Origin of the sequence: uncultured Porphyromonas sp. (genome assembly GCF_902489635.1) — a bacterium.
Taxonomy (GTDB): Bacteria; Bacteroidota; Bacteroidia; order Bacteroidales; family Porphyromonadaceae; genus Porphyromonas.
Genome location: NZ_CABUAN010000009.1, coordinates 34,078 through 49,044, shown reverse-complemented (window position 1 = coordinate 49,044; position 14,967 = coordinate 34,078). Strand labels below are relative to the sequence as shown.

Genomic DNA, 14,967 nt, shown 5'->3' with positions numbered 1-14,967 from the left:
AAATGAACCGAGACGAAATCAAAGCTATCCTTCCAACCATCCCGCAAGACCCAGGATGCTATCAGTACCGCAACAAGAACGGGACGATCATCTACGTGGGCAAAGCGAAGAATCTGCGCAATCGTGTCTCCTCTTACTTCAACAATTCGCCAAAAGATCCGAAGACAACAAGGCTGGTCAGTGAAATTCGCCAGCTAGAGTACTTCGTAGTTAATACCGAGGCGGAGGCTTTGGTCTTGGAGAACAATCTGATCAAGACCCACCTGCCGAAGTACAATATACTGCTCAAGGATGACAAGTCTTACCCACGCATTGTTATCACGAGCGAACCGTTTCCACGCATCTTCGCCACGAGAAAGGAGGAGGGCAAGGGAGACTATTATGGCCCCTACCCCAATGTGGCGATGGCGCACACCGTGATCGATCTAATTCATCGGGTGCTTCAGCTGCGTTCGTGTCGCTATGCTTTGACCCCCGAGGTGGTGCGTGAACGGCGGGTGGATCTTTGCCTGCAATACCATATTAAGAAGTGCGGCGGCCCTTGCCAAGGGTTGGTCTCGGCTGAGGAGTACGCCCATGCGGTGCAACTAGCCCGACGCATCCTCAAGGGAGAGATAAACGTCCTCATCGAGGAGGAGGTAGAAGAGATGAATCGTATGAGCGAGCGGCTGGAGTTCGAGCGAGCCGAGCAGCATCGTCAGAACATTGAGACGCTGCGTCGCTATTCGGGCAAGCATGTTGTCGCGCCCAACATTCGCGAGGCAGATGTCTTTGCATACGATGAGGACGACGTCAATGGTTTCGTCTGTATGATGCAGGTACGCCACGGGGCGGTCGTCTTAGCGCACAACTTAACCTTCAAGAAGACGGTCGACTCTTCGCGAAGTGACCTGCTCGCTTACCTGATAGAGGAACTAAGACAGCGCTTCGGCAGCACAGCTCGTGAGGTGATCCTAGCGGAGCCTGGCGAATGGGAAGGCGACAACTATCGAATTACGGTGCCACAGCGAGGTGAGAAGAAGCAGCTTCTCGAGCTGGCTCAGCTCAACGTGTCACGCTACCGCTGGGACTGCTACAAGCGTCAGGAGAAGCTCAACCCCGAGCAGCGAGCTACGCGTCTTCTCACTACGATGAAGAAGGATCTAGGCATCGATCGCCTACCCCGCCACATGGAGTGCTTTGACAATTCAAACATACAAGGTACCAATCCCGTGGCTGCGTGCGTGGTCTTTAAGAATGGTAAGCCGGCGAAGAGCGAGTACAGAAAGTTTCATGTGAAAACAGTCGTCGGGGCTGACGACTATCGGACGATGCGTGAGATCATCTACCGACGCTACCGGCGTATGCTGGACGAGGGACAGTCGCTCCCAGACCTGATCATCATAGATGGTGGCAAGGGGCAACTGCATGTCGCCTGCGAGACGCTCAAGGAGCTAGGCATTTACGACAAAGTGTGCGTCTTCGGTCTTGCGGAGCGTTTCGAAGAGCTCTATCGTCCTGGCGAGTCGGAGCCTTTGGTCTTGGATCGTCGGTCGGAAACGCTCAAAGTGGTCTGTCATATCCGTGACGAGGCGCACCGCTTTGGTATCACCTTCCATAGAGATAGTCGCTCGAAGCAGCAGACGAAGAGCATCCTCGACGAGATCCCGGGCATTGGAGCACGTAGTAAGGAGACTTTGCTGCAAGCTTTCAAGACACCCCAGCGAGTCGTCAAGGCTAGTCGTGCCGAACTGATCGCAACCCTCGGCACGAGTAAGGGCAACAAGCTGTACAATCACCTACACCCCGACGAATCTACAGAAACAACCTAGAGAAGAAACAGTATGAAAGCACTTTTACAGCGAGTCACCCACGCTTCTGTGTCGATCGACGGCAACTGCGTCGGGAGCATCCAGCAAGGCATCGTCCTACTCCTCGGCGTCGGCTACGAAGATGGCCCCGAGCAGATCGAGAAGCTCTGCCAGAAGGTGTGCAAGCTACGCATCTTCGACGATGAGGAGGGCGTGATGAATCGTTCACTGCTGGACATTGGTGGCGAAGCGCTTGTCGTGAGCCAGTTTACGCTCATGGCAAACTGCCGCAAAGGCAACCGTCCGAGCTATATCGAGGCTGCCAAGGGTGAGGTTTCGGAGCCGCTCTACGAGCAGTTTGTCGCTAAGATGCGTCTCATTATGGGCGTAGATTCAATTAAAACCGGTAAATTTGGAGCCGATATGCAGGTAGAGATACATAATGACGGACCTGTGACCATAATCTTAGACACCGACACGCTCTAATGGACGCTACAAACAAAGTAAAAGGGACGACGCTAGACGAGCTGCAGCAGCTGGTCGACAAGTGGATACGCACCTACGGTGTGCGCTACTTCGACCCGCTGACCAATATGGCGATCCTCACGGAGGAGACGGGCGAGGTGGCACGCGTTATGGCACGGCTCTATGGCGAGCAGAGTGCCAAAGCGTCCGATCATCTCGACCTTGCGGACGAGCTGGCAGACCTGCTCTGGGTACTCACCTGCATTGCCAACCAGTGCGAAGTCAACCTACAAGAGGCACTTGAAAAGAACCTCCAGAAGAAGACAAAGCGCGACGCAACCCGACATCTAAATAACGACAAGTTACGCTCTAAGCAAGCAGATACAACAGAATAATAAACCTTCAAACAATAGAAACTGATGCATCAGATAGACAAATACCATAAAGCAATCTCGCTCTACGAACCTATCGAGGGAGATGTTACCGCCAAGGTACAAGCGATCATCGACAAGCACTATAAGGAGTGCTACACACCAGAGGTCCTCAAGCTACTCTACAGCTGTATCGACCTAACCACACTGATGGGAGGTGATACAGATGAGAGCGTCACCAAGATGGTCGCTGGAGTCAACGACTTTGAGACAACCCATCCCGACATCCCCAACGTAGCCGCCATCTGCGTCTATCCCGCTCTGGTGCCTACTGTCAAGGCTACGCTCACCTGTCCCGATGTACGCATCGCATCGGTAGCTGCAGGCTTTCCCGCTAGCCAAACCTTCCCAGAGATCAAAGTCGCTGAGGTCTCTATGGCTGTCGCCGAGGGAGCCAACGAAGTAGACGTTGTCCTCAACCTAAACCGCTTCCTCTCAGAGGACTACGACGGCGTATGCACCGAGATCGAGGAGCTTAAGGATGCCGCTCGTGGAGCGCATCTCAAGGTGATCATCGAGTCCGGTCTGCTCGCTGATCCACGACAGATACAGATCGCATCGATCCTGTCGCTCTACTCAGGCGCAGACTTCATCAAGACCTCCACAGGCAAGGAGTATCCAGGCGCTTCACTCGAGGCCGCTTACGTTATGTGCCAGACGCTACGCAAGTATTACGAGCTACACGGCGAGCGTCGAGGCTTCAAGGCCAGCGGTGGTGTCCGCACGCCAGAGGACGTGGTCAAGTATTACTGCATCGTCAAGGAGATCCTTGGCGAGGAGTGGCTCACCCCTGAGCTCTTCCGTCTAGGTGCTAGCAGTCTTGGCAAAAATCTCCTCAAGGCGATCGAGGGATAAAGAGACAAATTAAAAAGCTATGCCCCGCCACACCGATGAAAGTGGAGAGGGGCATAGCTTTTTACCAAATCTCCTCAACGCAAAGCTAAAGAGAGCAACAAAAGAGCCAAACGGCCCGAAACTAGCCAAAACGAGAAACTATAGAAGATGCCTCCAATATCGACAGAACAGCTTAACTATCAGGGTGTTTACCCATCACAAGAGGCTATCAAAGCGCAAATTCCTGACGATTTTCTGACCGACTCGGGACTTTGTACGGGATTTGAGCAAGCATTGCGCCGTTTGTTGGGTGTCGAGCGCACCATCCATCTGACCTCTTCGCCACAAGTAGCACTTACCGCCGCACTCCGCATGTTACAGTTGCGAGAGGGCGAGTCTCTTTTTGTACCAGCTTACTGGCGCAAGGAGTATGTCGACTGTTTGCTCGCGATGCGGTTGCGTCCGATCTTTGTCGAGGTCACCTCCTTCAACATGGCGATGGATCCGCTCCTCCTCGGCAAGCATCTCGAGCGTATGACCAATGCGGGCACTCCCCTACCCCGTGCCATCATCGTGGCGCATGCTCACGGCATCCCCGCCAATATGGAGCTCCTCTGCGAAGTGGCGCAACGGTACAATATGACCATCATCGAGGACTGCTCGCAGGCGCTTGGGAGTTCTATCGATGAGCGAGCATGTGGTACCTGGGGGCAGCTCTCTTTCTTCTCCTTCTCCACGGGCGAGATCATACAGGCTGGCATGGCCGGCGCGCTTAGTTGGTCCGAAAACCGCAGTCTCTCCATCGATGCACCTTATCACAGTTGGAGTGCTCAGGAGAAGCTCTCGATCGAAGCTTGGTTACGCCCCTATCCGCTAGCCCCTCTGCAGGCGGCAGTCTTACTACCTCAGCTAGCACAACTTAAAGAGGCCATAGAGAAAAAGCGTCTCATGGCTAAGCTCTACCGCAAGTACCTCACGCAAGCCTTCGGCCTTCGCTATCTAAGCTGGCCAGATGACGCACCGCACAGCTATCGACCTAATTATAGTAGTCAGCCGATACATATCGAGCCCACGATGCTTCACTTCTCTCGTCACGAGCTCGGACGAGCGCTGCAGGAGGAGCAGTTCGTTCCGCTCCTACCGCCACTAGAGAGTCTCAGCGAGCTGCCCGCACTTCAGTCCTACAGCAGTGTAGTCAGCGGCGTAGCGCAGAGCATGGCACCCGATCTGCTCTACCTGCCCAACGATAGCACGCTGACAGGCGCCCGCACCCTAGAGGTTGTCGAGGTCATCCGTCAGCTCGTTTACAAGTACAATAGCTAATCATCTTACGATGTCCACCCCTTTAGAAAAAGAAATAAGCAGTCGTCGCACTTTTGCCGTCATAGCGCACCCAGATGCGGGTAAAACAACCCTCACCGAGAAGCTCCTCCTCTACGGAGGCGCCATCCACGTAGCTGGAGCCGTCAAGAGCAACAAGATCAAGAAGAGTGCTACTAGTGACTTTATGGAGATAGAGCGTCAGCGTGGTATCTCCGTGGCAACCAGTGTCATGGGCTTCAACTATAAGGACTACAAAGTCAACATCCTCGACACGCCAGGTCACCAAGACTTCGCCGAAGACACCTACCGCACACTCACCGCTGTGGATAGCGTCATCATCGTCATCGACCACGCCAAGGGTGTCGAGCAGCAGACGCGTCGCCTCATGGAGGTATGCCGTATGCGCCACACACCCGTCATCGTCTTCATCAACAAGCTCGACCGCGAGGGACTAGACCCCTTCGACCTGCTCGACGAGGTAGAGCGAGAGCTCGGCGTCGTGACTACACCGATGGTTTGGCCCATAGGCATGGGAGATCGCTTCAAGGGCGTGTACAACATCTTCGACCACGAGCTCAACCTCTTTACGCCCAATAAACAGCATGTTGTTGAGGACATCCACCATATCGAGAGTCTCGACTCGCCAGACCTCGTACAGCATATCGGCTCCGCAGCTGCCGAGCGGCTCGCCGAGGAGGTCGAGATGGTCGAGGGCGTCTACCCCACGTTCGACCACGACGCTTATCTTGCTGGTGAGCAGGCACCCGTCTTCTTCGGCTCAGCGCTCAATACCTTTGGCGTGCGTGAGCTACTAGACACCTTCGTACGTATCGCACCCTCACCCCAGCCCGTACAGGCCGAGGAGAGAGAGGTAAGTCCTTACGAAGAGAGCTTTACTGGCTTCGTCTTCAAGATCCACGCTAATATGGATCCTAACCACCGCAGCTGTATCGCCTTCGTCAAGGTCTGCTCAGGGCGCTTCGAGCGCAACGCTTACTACCGTCACACACGCCTCGACAAGCAGGTCCGCTTCTCCTCTCCTACCGCCTTTATGGCCAATAAGAAAGAGGTCATCGATGACGCTTATGCCGGCGACATCGTAGGACTCCCCGACACGGGTCTATTTCGCATCGGAGATACCCTCACGTCAGGCGAAATGCTCCACTTCAAGGGGCTTCCCAGCTTTAGTCCTGAGTTCTTTAAGTATATCGAAAATGCGGATCCAATGAAGCAGAAGCAGCTCATCAAGGGTACCGACCAACTGATGGGCGAAGGCGTAGCACAGCTCTTTGTCAATCAGTTCAACGGCAGACGCATCATCGGTACCGTCGGTCAACTTCAGTTCGAGGTGATCCAGTATCGACTGCTCCACGAGTATGGCGCCGAGTGTCGCTGGGAGCCGCTGCACCTCTACAAAGCATGCTGGATCGAGAGCGACGATGCTGAGGAGCTGGCCAACTTCAAGCGTCGCAAAGCTCAGTATATGGCTCTAGATAGTGCTGGTCGAGACGTCTACCTAGCGGAGAGCAGCTACATCCTGCAGATGGCTCAACAAGACTTCCCGCACATCCGCTTCCACTTCACCAGCGAGTTCTAATGCATCTCTGCTCGCGACCCGCTGCCTAATCAGGGTCAAAAAAAGGTCTCGTTCATAGACCAGGCAAAGATACTATCGCAGGCTACAGACTCATGTTGAGCTCGGCACTCTAGAGCTCCCGACATTAGTCTGTAGCCTGCAAACATTTCAGCGGGTCCTAGACTCCGCAAATCTCACGAGCGACCCTTTGTAAAAACGGACAGATCGCGACGATTACCCATCATTAGGTATTGGAAACGAGGAGAATAGCTAATACCTTTGCGTGTAGATAAAGTTTTGTTTACAACACGCATGAGTATCTATTCGCATCATCGCGTTTGGCTAGGTCGCACGGTATATAGCCTAATATTAGTCGCACTATCATCGACCTTCTGCACGCTCGTTGCTCAGAGCAATCCCGGGCGACGCACCTACAGCGGTGTGGTGCTAGACGCTACGTCACAGGAGCCACTCATCGGTGCCTCACTGTGGGTTGAGGAGCTACATCAAGGGGTAGCTACGGATACTACTGGTGCCTTCACCTTGTCTCTACCGACTAAGGGGGAATATCATATCAAGGTAAGCTATGTAGGTTACAAAGACTACATCCTCCGCTATAGTAGCAAGCGGGCGAGCCAAGCTCCTCAGCGTATCCTCCTCTCGAGCTCTACGGCGGAGCTAGGCACAGTCTTCGTTCACGGTAAGGGGGAGGCACAGCGACTGCGTGAGATCCCCTCGTCCATCACCGTCATCGACACACGAGAGCTGCACGGTACGGTCTCTTCGCTCAATGAGGTCCTCAACCGCTCTATGGGTGTCAAGGTGACCAGCACGGGCGGCATCGGTAGCACTTCCCGTATGATCATACAAGGTCTAGACGGCAAGCGCATTGCTATCTTTGTCAATGGGGTACCTATCGGGAGCTCTGATCAAACTAGTCTTGATGCCTTTGCTGTAGACCAGATAGATCATGTAGAGGTGTACAAGGGGATCATCCCCTCGTGGCTCGGTGGCGAGGGTCTAGGCGGAGCGATCAATATAATCTTGCGTCACGATGAGCAACAAGACCATCTGACCGCCTCCTATGAGGTAGGCTCCTTCCATACGCACAAGGGGAGCTTGCGCGCCAATAAGTACTTGCCCGCTCTCGGACTGAACCTTTCCCTTGCTCTCCAAGGGCTTTACACGGACAATGACTATACCTTTGACTCCCCCTTTGAGCAAGGACTGGTGGTACGACGAGATCATGACACCTATGCGAGCTATGGAGGCTCTCTGTCCCTGTCCCTGCACAAGCCGTGGATAGACCATCTGTCGCTCTCGCTAGGTGCTGATCGCACCTATCAGGAGATACAGGGAGGTGTCCTCAATCTGCAAAACAACATCCAGCATGCCCACACCCACACGACGAGCCTACAGGGTGCGCTATCAGTCGCAAAGAGCATACTAGACGACAAGCTCTATCTAAGCTCGACAAGTATCGTCGCGTACCAATTGCTGAACCACGTGGACACCTCGCACTACTGCTACGACTTCGCTGGGCGCATCTTCCCCAGTGGCTCCGGTCAAGGCGAGATAGGTAGCACACCCAATGACTCACATGACCAGCTCATCAACATACAGGAGCAGCTAAACCTGCGCTACCAGCTGTCGCCCGCTCATCGTCTCCTAGGCAATATCTCCTACCGCTTCGCCCGACGTGATCCCCACGATGAGCTAGCTAGCAAGTATACCAAGCTCGCTGTGAGTGGCTACCCTGGGTATATACACTCTCTCATATCAGGTTTGACACACGAGTGGAAGCTATGGGACGAGCGCATTACCAATGAGCTGGGCGCCAAGCATGTCTACTTCTACTCCTCAGTATCTCCCCTAGGCTTCACCATCTACGAGCAGGATCACGCTCCACTCACCAGCTCACGCTCCGTATGGGGCGGTAGCGAGGCTATCTCTGTCAAGGCTCTCCCCAATCTTACGCTCAAAGGCTCTACGCAATACACCATGCGTACCCCTCGTGCCGAGGAGATCATCGGTGACGGCGTACTCATCTACCCCTCGCCTAAGCTAGCCCCCGAGCGAAGCCTTAACTTCAACCTAGGCGTCAACTGGCTCTGCAACCCTGACGACTACCCCAACTGCCGCATTGACCTCAACGGATACTATATGAATGTGAGGGATATGATCAAGCTAGCCATGGAGAGCCTTATCATGAAGTACACAAACTTCGGCCAGGTTCGCATAGCTGGGGTAGAGGCGGAGCTCTATGCCAACCTCTTCCCCTGGCTGACCATTCGCTCCAACATCACCTATCAAGATGCACGTGACAAGATGAGGACAGCGATTGGGGGCGGTCAAAACTTCCACTACAACTATCGTGTACCCAACATGCCTTACCTCTTTGGCAATGCGGAGATCCGTCTACAGGGCGACCAGCTACTCCTTTCCGATGATCATGGCGAGGGCTTTATAGCGTGCGAGTACACGGCACCCTTTAGCTATGGGTGGGAGGCGAGCAAGGTGAGCCGACTACAGGTACCTCGCCGATGGAACTTCAACGTAGGAGTGCAGTACACGCTCTTCCAGCATTACCATCTAGCACTTGAGGTCAATAACCTCTTCAACACAAGACAATGGGCAGAGTATCAGTACCCGCTCCCGACACGCTCACTACGTGCCAAGCTCCAGGTCACATTCTAACTACTCAAGATGATTATAAACCTAATAAATAATAGAACGATGAAGCATCTTAGCTTACTAATCCTGACAGCCCTCTTAGGGCTAGTCACACTCAGCTCTTGCCAAAAGGAGGAAAACACTCCGCAGACGCAGGAAGCCAAGTTTATCTACGCCTCTCAGGTGGAGAATGCCTTCCAGATCACCCCCCTAGCAGACCTCGCAGAGGGCGTGCAGACCTCATTTGACAATTCGCAGACCCTCCCCGTGGGGCACCTCTTCCTAGAGAAGTACGGCGACTACATCTACGCCATGTCGGGTAGTATGTTCGGCTACGGTGGCGAGCAGACGCTGCGCAAGTATCAGATGAGCGAGGGCAAGCTCAAGGAGGTCGCCACACTCTCCTTCAAGGGCTCTCCCAACGTCATCGAGGTCATCTTCGCCAGCGATACGAAGGCTTACGGCGTGACCTGCGCTAGCCGTGGTCAGCTCATCATCTTTAACCCCTCCACCATGCAAGAGACGGGCGAGATAGACCTCTCTCCCTATGCTGCTACAGATCCCAAGGCTGAGGCTCCTGACAAAGATCCCGACGCTGGGACTGGTATCGTGCGAGATGGCAAGCTCTTCCTCTGTCTCAATCAGACAAAGTCTATGATGGAGCTATACGATGAGCCTGCCACAGTCGCCGTCATAGACGTTGCCACGGACAAGGTCGAGAAGGTCATCAAGGACGCTCGCGTACAGAGCCTTGGTATGGTCGGACACACCAGTGCCATTCTCGACGAAGCAGGTAACATATACTTCTATTCAGGACCTCGCAGTGCCATGTTTGGCAAGCCTGAGGGTATCTTACGGATCAAAAAGGGCGAGACCGACTTTGACAAGGAGTACTACGTCTCCGTGACCAAAGCTGATGGCGCAGAGCCCACCTCTTACGGTATGAAGATGACTTACTATCAGGGCAAGGTCTACTTCTTCCTGGAGAAGCCTTCGCTCGTTGTCGATCCCAACGACAAGACCTTTACCAAAAACAAAGACTTCGTCCCCTACGAGCTAGACCTCAAGAGTGGCAAGGGCAAGATACTCCCACTGCCTGGATCTAGTGGCTGGAGTGCTCTTGCCTCCATCGCCTACAACGGCAAGATCTACTTCGGCATACACGCTAAAGACGGTCTGGGCTTCTACAGCTACGACCCAGCTACAGGGCAGGGTAGTAGCAAGCCCGTAGTGACTACACCTGCTGGCATCTATAAAATCATAAAGCTCTAAACGACCTATGAATAGACAGACTCGTACCGCCCTCCTATGGGCTTTCATCCCGATGGGATACATCTTCCACACGCTCTGTGAGCTGATGCCACTCTTTGCTGGTCTCAGCATAGCAACGGAGGAGATGACCACAGAGATGCTTCCTGCCATGACCGCCTTTACGGGGTGGATGCTTTACCTAGTACCACTCGTCGGACTGCTCTGTAGCTGCTACGGCAAGCGACGCTGGAGCACTATCGTCAGTTTCGTACTCGCTTGTCTCACCCTGCTGCTCAATGTAGGGCACCTCTGCTCGGATCTCCTACCCCACTTCTCGTGGGGACAGGCAGCTATACTACCATTTGTCTGCGTCGTCGCCGTCCTACTCGTCATAGATCTCTGGAAAGAGCTACGCACGAGCAAGGCGCAATGAGCGCAACGCTTTGATGGTTAGATAGAAGTTAGACAACAAGAACGAGAGGAGGCTGTCACATTAGTTGATAGCCTCCTTTTGTATGCGCTTATTATCCTAGAGGACGACGAGGCCCGCGAGGAGCAGCTGCAGCGTCGTGACGAGGATCACGAGGAGTGGCAGTAGGTAGCGCCACGCATAGCGGGAGAGCTGACTCGCCCAGGGGGTGATCGGTATGATGACCAGCGGTACGGCTAGTAGGAGCGTGGAGCGCATCGTCTCTGCCTGTACCAGTGCCAGCAGGAGGACGAAGGTCGTCATCAGTAGCAGCGCTCTCTGTCGGTACCAGGTGACGACGTGAGAGCCTCCACGAATGCTTTCCAGCCCGATACGCGCCATAATGAGCGTCAGGGCTATAACGCCCCACCCTATCCACTCGAAGGGCGTAGCGGGGCTTAGAAGCGTCTCTACGCTGATCTGTAGCTGTGCGTAGAGGTTTAGCAGTGGCGTAGCACCTTGCCAGAGGTAGAGCGTAGGCAGTACGAGCCAGAGTATCGCTATGAAGCCACAGAGATAGGCGAGGTAGGCGCGCAGGCGACGCACCTTCATCAAGGCGAGGAGCGACAAGCTCAGCGGTACGATCAGAAGCAACGGAGGGTAGAGCAGTACGGCAATGCCCATCATGAGTCCGGCGAGGGTGAGCACCTGGCGCCGGTCAGGACGACTGTAGCAGAGCATCTGCAGGTATAGCGAGATGAGCAGCGCGGGGAGTGCCCAGACGGACCAGCTGAGCGTAAAGAATGTAGTGAGCGGCACCAAGAGCAATGCCTGCAGGAGCAGTAAGAGCGCTCGCTGACGGGGCGTGATGAGGAGGAGCTGTATGGCTATGCGGTCTGACAGTCCGAGCGTAGCTACCAGTGCCAGTACGTGAGAGACAAAGCCCACAAGCAGTGCTGTACTATCAAGCTGTGGAGCGAGCAAGTACCACTGTATGACGACACAGAGTGCCCAGACGATTACGATCGTAAGGAGTGCCAGTGACGCTGGGAGCGAACTCTTATATCGTTGTATCATGACTTATAGCGCTCAGCGATCAAACTATCTAGATAGCCATCTAGCTGCAACATATATTGGTCGAAAGTATAGGGCAGTAGCGACTGTCTGGTGATCCCACCACAGCGCTCCCCTATCAAGTCATAGAGATGCCGCAAAGCTCGTGCTATATCCTCTGTATCTAGCGGGTTCAGTCGGTAACCCTCCCGCTCAGAGCGAACGAGTGTGCAGGAGCCCGCTACCTCGCTCACCGCTACGGGCATGCCTAGGGCGAGCGCCTCAGCAACCGTCGCACCAAAGAGCTCGTCAGTACTCGGCAGTATCAGCGCATCTCCGAGTCCGTAATGCGCATAGAGATCACTCCCCTGCTGCTTGCCCGCAAAGGTAATCCGCTCCTCTAGCTTGAGCATCGTAGCTTGCTGACGTAGCTCCGCGTCCATCGGTCCATCACCCACCATCAGCAGCTGGAGGTCTAGCCCTTCGTCGATAACTAATCTGAAAGCGTCTAGGAGGCGTGGCAAGTTCTTTACCTTATCGAGCCGCCCCACGTAGAGGATTATCGCCCGCCCGTCAGGGATAGCATAGCGGGAGCGTAGCACTGTGGTCTGCGCCTCTGCTAGTGCGACCTGTTGCTGCAAGTATTGCTCATCTTGTACGATCGGTAGGTAGTGCCACTTCGATAGTTCTCCACGGTATAGATCTCGATAGCGATCCTTCACCTGCTCGTTGCATAGGATCACCCCATCGAGGCGATCTAGTAGCCAGCGCTTAGACCAGTAGGAAGAGTCAGCGATAGTTGCCTCGGCCGTCACCAAGTTGTCATCGCACATAGAAACGAGACGGGGTAGGGGACGTGCCGAGCGTCTACGCAGTAGGTAGAGCATCCCTGTCAGGAGGTTAAACTCGCTACAGAGGATCAAGTCATACGGCTTGCGCAAGATACGCAGTATCTCGGGACGCAGATTAGGTAGGAGACGCCCCCCAGGGGCTAATAGCTTATAGTCAAACTGTATGCGCTCCCCCTGCTGTGCTAAGTTAAAGTCTTGCTCCAGTGGCTGACCATACTCTAAGTATAGCTCCACATCGTACCGCTTCGCCAAGTGAGAGAAGAGGTCTATCCGATAGGGAGCCAGCGCTCTATGGATGATCAGTATGCGAGGCGTGTACTGCATGTCGTCAGCAGTTGCTTACCAGTTGTCCCAGTCGAGGAGATTGGATGAGGGACTGTCTTGCTCCTCATCGTAGTCGAGTGGCTCATCATAGTCGAGAGGCTCATCGTCCCACTCCTCTAGAGGTGCCTCCACGACTGGTGCCTGGAGGAATTGCTCTAGGTCCCGTCGCTCACGCTTGGTCGGTCTGCCAAGGCCCTGTGCACGATCCACATAGCCCGACATACGCTTCATCTCTAGTAGCTCGTACTGCTCAGGAGGCGTTACATTGAGTATATACTCAGGGACGAGCTTAGCACCCATACGATTGGTTGTGGTCTGCAGCACCTTAAAGGATAGCGTCACGGGTGGCTTGCGCACCGATATGATGTCGCCCGCCATCACCATTTTAGCCGGTTTGGCAGTCACATCATTGATCGCCACCCTACCCTTCCGGCAAGCATCCTGCGCTATGGAGCGTGTCTTGAAGATACGCACCGCCCAGAGGAAACTATCGATCCGTACAGGTCTGCTCATGGCTTGACTAGTTAAAGCTATTCATCGTCCGCTCCACACCTATCAGGCAGAAGCTCTCGATCATCTCATCGGTACGCTCTAGGAGCCGCGGCATGTCGGCCAGCTCCCCCTCGGGAAACTGCGCCAGCACATACTCTATCTGCTTACCCCTCGGGTAGTCATGCCCTATGCCAAAGCGTAGTCGCGGATAGCGATCTGTGCCGAGTAGCTCCGTGATATGCTTCAAACCATTGTGCCCGCCTGCACTACCGCCCGGCTTCATACGAAGCGTGCCGAAGGGGAGCGCCAAGTCATCGAGACAGATGAGTATGTTTTCTATCGGCAGCTTCAATTCCCGCATCCAGTAGCGCACGGCTGTGCCACTCAGGTTCATATAGGTAGATGGCTTGAGGAGCGTCAGCTGGACATTCTTAATGCGTCCTGAGGTGATCTCCCCGTGTCGAGCCGTAGACCATGTCCATCCCTGCTTGTCAGCAAGGTGGTTCACCATACGAAAGCCTATGTTGTGTCTCGTGCCACGATACTCCTCCGTAGGATTACCGAGCCCGACGATTAGATATTGATTCATATTGCGATAGATGACAAGGGTAGCGAGACCGCATCGCTCAGTCTCACAGAGAGCCTATCTACGCCACTGCTTAGGCGCAGCGATAGGTATCTCTGGTAGGAGGTTCTCACGATCTATATCTATCGGATTAATCTGGTGATTAGGTGCGATAGGCGAGAGCTTTGGCTCGGGCACCATCATCGTTCCCTCCTCGATCAGCTTATTCATCTCAGGCACACGCCCAGCACTCAGATAGCGACTGGAGAAGTATGCGCTACGGCCGAGGCGCTCGATGATGATACCACGGCTATTGGTGCTGTGCATCATGACAGGATCGCCATCAATGACATCGATGACCATCGCCACATGTCCCACACGACCACTACTGCGATTACGCCCCGTAAAGAAGAGCAAGTCTCCTGGTAGTACATCCTCCTTCTTAACTGGTTTGACATATCTAGCTTGTGTAGCGGATCCACGGGGTACCGTGATACCATATTGTGAGTAGACGTATGATATGAAGCCCGAGCAGTCCATACGCCAGGGCAGATTACCTCTATATCCGTACGGCTTGCCTAGTAGCTCCTTGCCTGTATCGATCAGGTCAGCGACCAGTTCGTCGTGAGCCGTCTGAGCCTTGCTCCCCACCACACGCTGTATGGGGGGGCGCTTTAGTACGGGACGCTTAGAGGTCATACCGCTGGGACTCTTGGCTGCACATTGACTTAGGAGCAATGTGAGCAGGAAGGTGCTTAGGAGCAGTCTGATAGATCTAGGTTTATAACTCATCTAGTATGTTGTTGTAGCTATGGGTAGCTGTACATTTGGAGCAAAGGTACTAATTTCTCCCTGCAAAAACAAACGACCTACCTCGACACCATGCCGCGTACATGGCTATTACTCGCTAAGCTTAACTGCAAATAAAAG

14 protein-coding genes are annotated in these 14,967 nt (G+C 54.1%); 9 read left to right on the top strand and 5 right to left on the bottom strand.

Going from position 1 to position 14,967, the window contains the following annotated elements; genetic code table 11:
- Window positions 1-2: 2 nt before the first annotated feature.
- The 9 genes from uvrC to RDM37_RS03205 all read left to right on the top strand — a co-directional run bounded on the left by uvrC (window position 3) and on the right by RDM37_RS03205 (window position 10,776).
- Window positions 3-1,811, top strand: coding sequence for an excinuclease ABC subunit UvrC (gene uvrC / locus RDM37_RS03245; RefSeq protein WP_308554952.1), 1,809 nt, complete (start codon window positions 3-5; stop codon window positions 1,809-1,811).
- 12 nt (window positions 1,812-1,823) lie between these two features.
- Window positions 1,824-2,276, top strand: a complete 453-nt coding sequence (gene dtd, locus RDM37_RS03240; RefSeq protein ID WP_308554950.1) for a D-aminoacyl-tRNA deacylase — start codon at window positions 1,824-1,826, stop codon at window positions 2,274-2,276.
- Complete coding sequence (locus tag RDM37_RS03235) at window positions 2,276-2,650, top strand: nucleotide pyrophosphohydrolase (RefSeq protein ID WP_299366391.1); 375 nt, start codon at window positions 2,276-2,278, stop codon at window positions 2,648-2,650. Before dtd ends, RDM37_RS03235 begins: the two co-directional genes overlap by 1 nt.
- A 24-nt stretch (window positions 2,651-2,674) precedes the next feature.
- The gene (gene deoC / locus RDM37_RS03230) at window positions 2,675-3,541 is read left to right on the top strand and encodes a deoxyribose-phosphate aldolase (RefSeq protein WP_308554948.1); all 867 of its coding nucleotides are present in this window, start codon (window positions 2,675-2,677) and stop codon (window positions 3,539-3,541) included.
- 147 nt (window positions 3,542-3,688) lie between these two features.
- Complete coding sequence (locus RDM37_RS03225; protein ID WP_308554946.1) at window positions 3,689-4,843, top strand: DegT/DnrJ/EryC1/StrS family aminotransferase; 1,155 nt, start codon at window positions 3,689-3,691, stop codon at window positions 4,841-4,843.
- A gap of 10 nt (window positions 4,844-4,853) precedes the next feature.
- A complete protein-coding gene (locus RDM37_RS03220) occupies window positions 4,854-6,440 on the top strand; it encodes a peptide chain release factor 3 (protein WP_308554944.1) in 1,587 nt (528 codons plus the stop codon).
- A gap of 291 nt (window positions 6,441-6,731) precedes the next feature.
- The gene (locus tag RDM37_RS03215; RefSeq protein ID WP_308554942.1) at window positions 6,732-9,116 is read left to right on the top strand and encodes a TonB-dependent receptor; all 2,385 of its coding nucleotides are present in this window, start codon (window positions 6,732-6,734) and stop codon (window positions 9,114-9,116) included.
- A 39-nt stretch (window positions 9,117-9,155) separates the two neighbouring features.
- A complete protein-coding gene (locus RDM37_RS03210) occupies window positions 9,156-10,364 on the top strand; it encodes a DUF4374 domain-containing protein (RefSeq protein WP_298889301.1) in 1,209 nt (402 codons plus the stop codon).
- Window positions 10,365-10,371: 7 nt separating this feature from the next.
- Window positions 10,372-10,776, top strand: a complete 405-nt coding sequence (locus RDM37_RS03205) for a hypothetical protein (RefSeq protein ID WP_298889299.1) — start codon at window positions 10,372-10,374, stop codon at window positions 10,774-10,776.
- 96 nt (window positions 10,777-10,872) lie between these two features.
- On the opposite strand, the gene RDM37_RS03200 is transcribed toward RDM37_RS03205, so the two are convergent.
- Genes RDM37_RS03200 through RDM37_RS03180 form a run of 5 tightly spaced genes read right to left on the bottom strand, consistent with a single transcriptional unit; the run spans window position 10,873 to window position 14,736 of the window.
- Entirely contained in the window at window positions 10,873-11,829 is a 957-nt protein-coding gene (locus RDM37_RS03200) for a hypothetical protein (protein WP_308554939.1), read from the bottom strand.
- Window positions 11,826-12,980, bottom strand: coding sequence for a glycosyltransferase family 4 protein (locus RDM37_RS03195; RefSeq protein ID WP_308554937.1), 1,155 nt, complete (start codon window positions 12,978-12,980; stop codon window positions 11,826-11,828). Before RDM37_RS03195 ends, RDM37_RS03200 begins: the two co-directional genes overlap by 4 nt.
- A gap of 15 nt (window positions 12,981-12,995) precedes the next feature.
- On the bottom strand, window positions 12,996-13,493 hold the full coding sequence (locus RDM37_RS03190) for an RNA-binding S4 domain-containing protein (protein WP_308554935.1): 498 nt from the start codon (window positions 13,491-13,493) through the stop codon (window positions 12,996-12,998).
- A 7-nt stretch (window positions 13,494-13,500) separates the two neighbouring features.
- Window positions 13,501-14,061, bottom strand: coding sequence for an aminoacyl-tRNA hydrolase (pth, locus tag RDM37_RS03185; protein ID WP_308554933.1), 561 nt, complete (start codon window positions 14,059-14,061; stop codon window positions 13,501-13,503).
- Window positions 14,062-14,115: 54 nt separating this feature from the next.
- The gene (locus tag RDM37_RS03180; RefSeq protein WP_308554931.1) at window positions 14,116-14,736 is read right to left on the bottom strand and encodes a C40 family peptidase; all 621 of its coding nucleotides are present in this window, start codon (window positions 14,734-14,736) and stop codon (window positions 14,116-14,118) included.
- Window positions 14,737-14,967: the final 231 nt, after the last annotated feature.

Bases quoted from the DNA above. Each gene is read 5' to 3' on its own strand.
- RDM37_RS03195 (WP_308554937.1), bottom strand. From the start codon at position 12,980: ATGCAGTACACGCCTCGCATACTGATCATCCATAGAGCGCTGGCTCCC.
- RDM37_RS03225 (WP_308554946.1), top strand. From the start codon at position 3,689: ATGCCTCCAATATCGACAGAACAGCTTAACTATCAGGGTGTTTACCCA.
- dtd (WP_308554950.1), top strand. From the start codon at position 1,824: ATGAAAGCACTTTTACAGCGAGTCACCCACGCTTCTGTGTCGATCGAC.
- RDM37_RS03190 (WP_308554935.1), bottom strand. From the start codon at position 13,493: ATGAGCAGACCTGTACGGATCGATAGTTTCCTCTGGGCGGTGCGTATC.
- RDM37_RS03200 (WP_308554939.1), bottom strand. From the start codon at position 11,829: ATGATACAACGATATAAGAGTTCGCTCCCAGCGTCACTGGCACTCCTT.
- pth (WP_308554933.1), bottom strand. From the start codon at position 14,061: ATGAATCAATATCTAATCGTCGGGCTCGGTAATCCTACGGAGGAGTAT.
- RDM37_RS03215 (WP_308554942.1), top strand. From the start codon at position 6,732: ATGAGTATCTATTCGCATCATCGCGTTTGGCTAGGTCGCACGGTATAT.
- RDM37_RS03180 (WP_308554931.1), bottom strand. From the start codon at position 14,736: ATGACCTCTAAGCGTCCCGTACTAAAGCGCCCCCCCATACAGCGTGTG.
- uvrC (WP_308554952.1), top strand. From the start codon at position 3: ATGAACCGAGACGAAATCAAAGCTATCCTTCCAACCATCCCGCAAGAC.
- RDM37_RS03235 (WP_299366391.1), top strand. From the start codon at position 2,276: ATGGACGCTACAAACAAAGTAAAAGGGACGACGCTAGACGAGCTGCAG.
- RDM37_RS03220 (WP_308554944.1), top strand. From the start codon at position 4,854: ATGTCCACCCCTTTAGAAAAAGAAATAAGCAGTCGTCGCACTTTTGCC.
- deoC (WP_308554948.1), top strand. From the start codon at position 2,675: ATGCATCAGATAGACAAATACCATAAAGCAATCTCGCTCTACGAACCT.
- RDM37_RS03205 (WP_298889299.1), top strand. From the start codon at position 10,372: ATGAATAGACAGACTCGTACCGCCCTCCTATGGGCTTTCATCCCGATG.
- RDM37_RS03210 (WP_298889301.1), top strand. From the start codon at position 9,156: ATGAAGCATCTTAGCTTACTAATCCTGACAGCCCTCTTAGGGCTAGTC.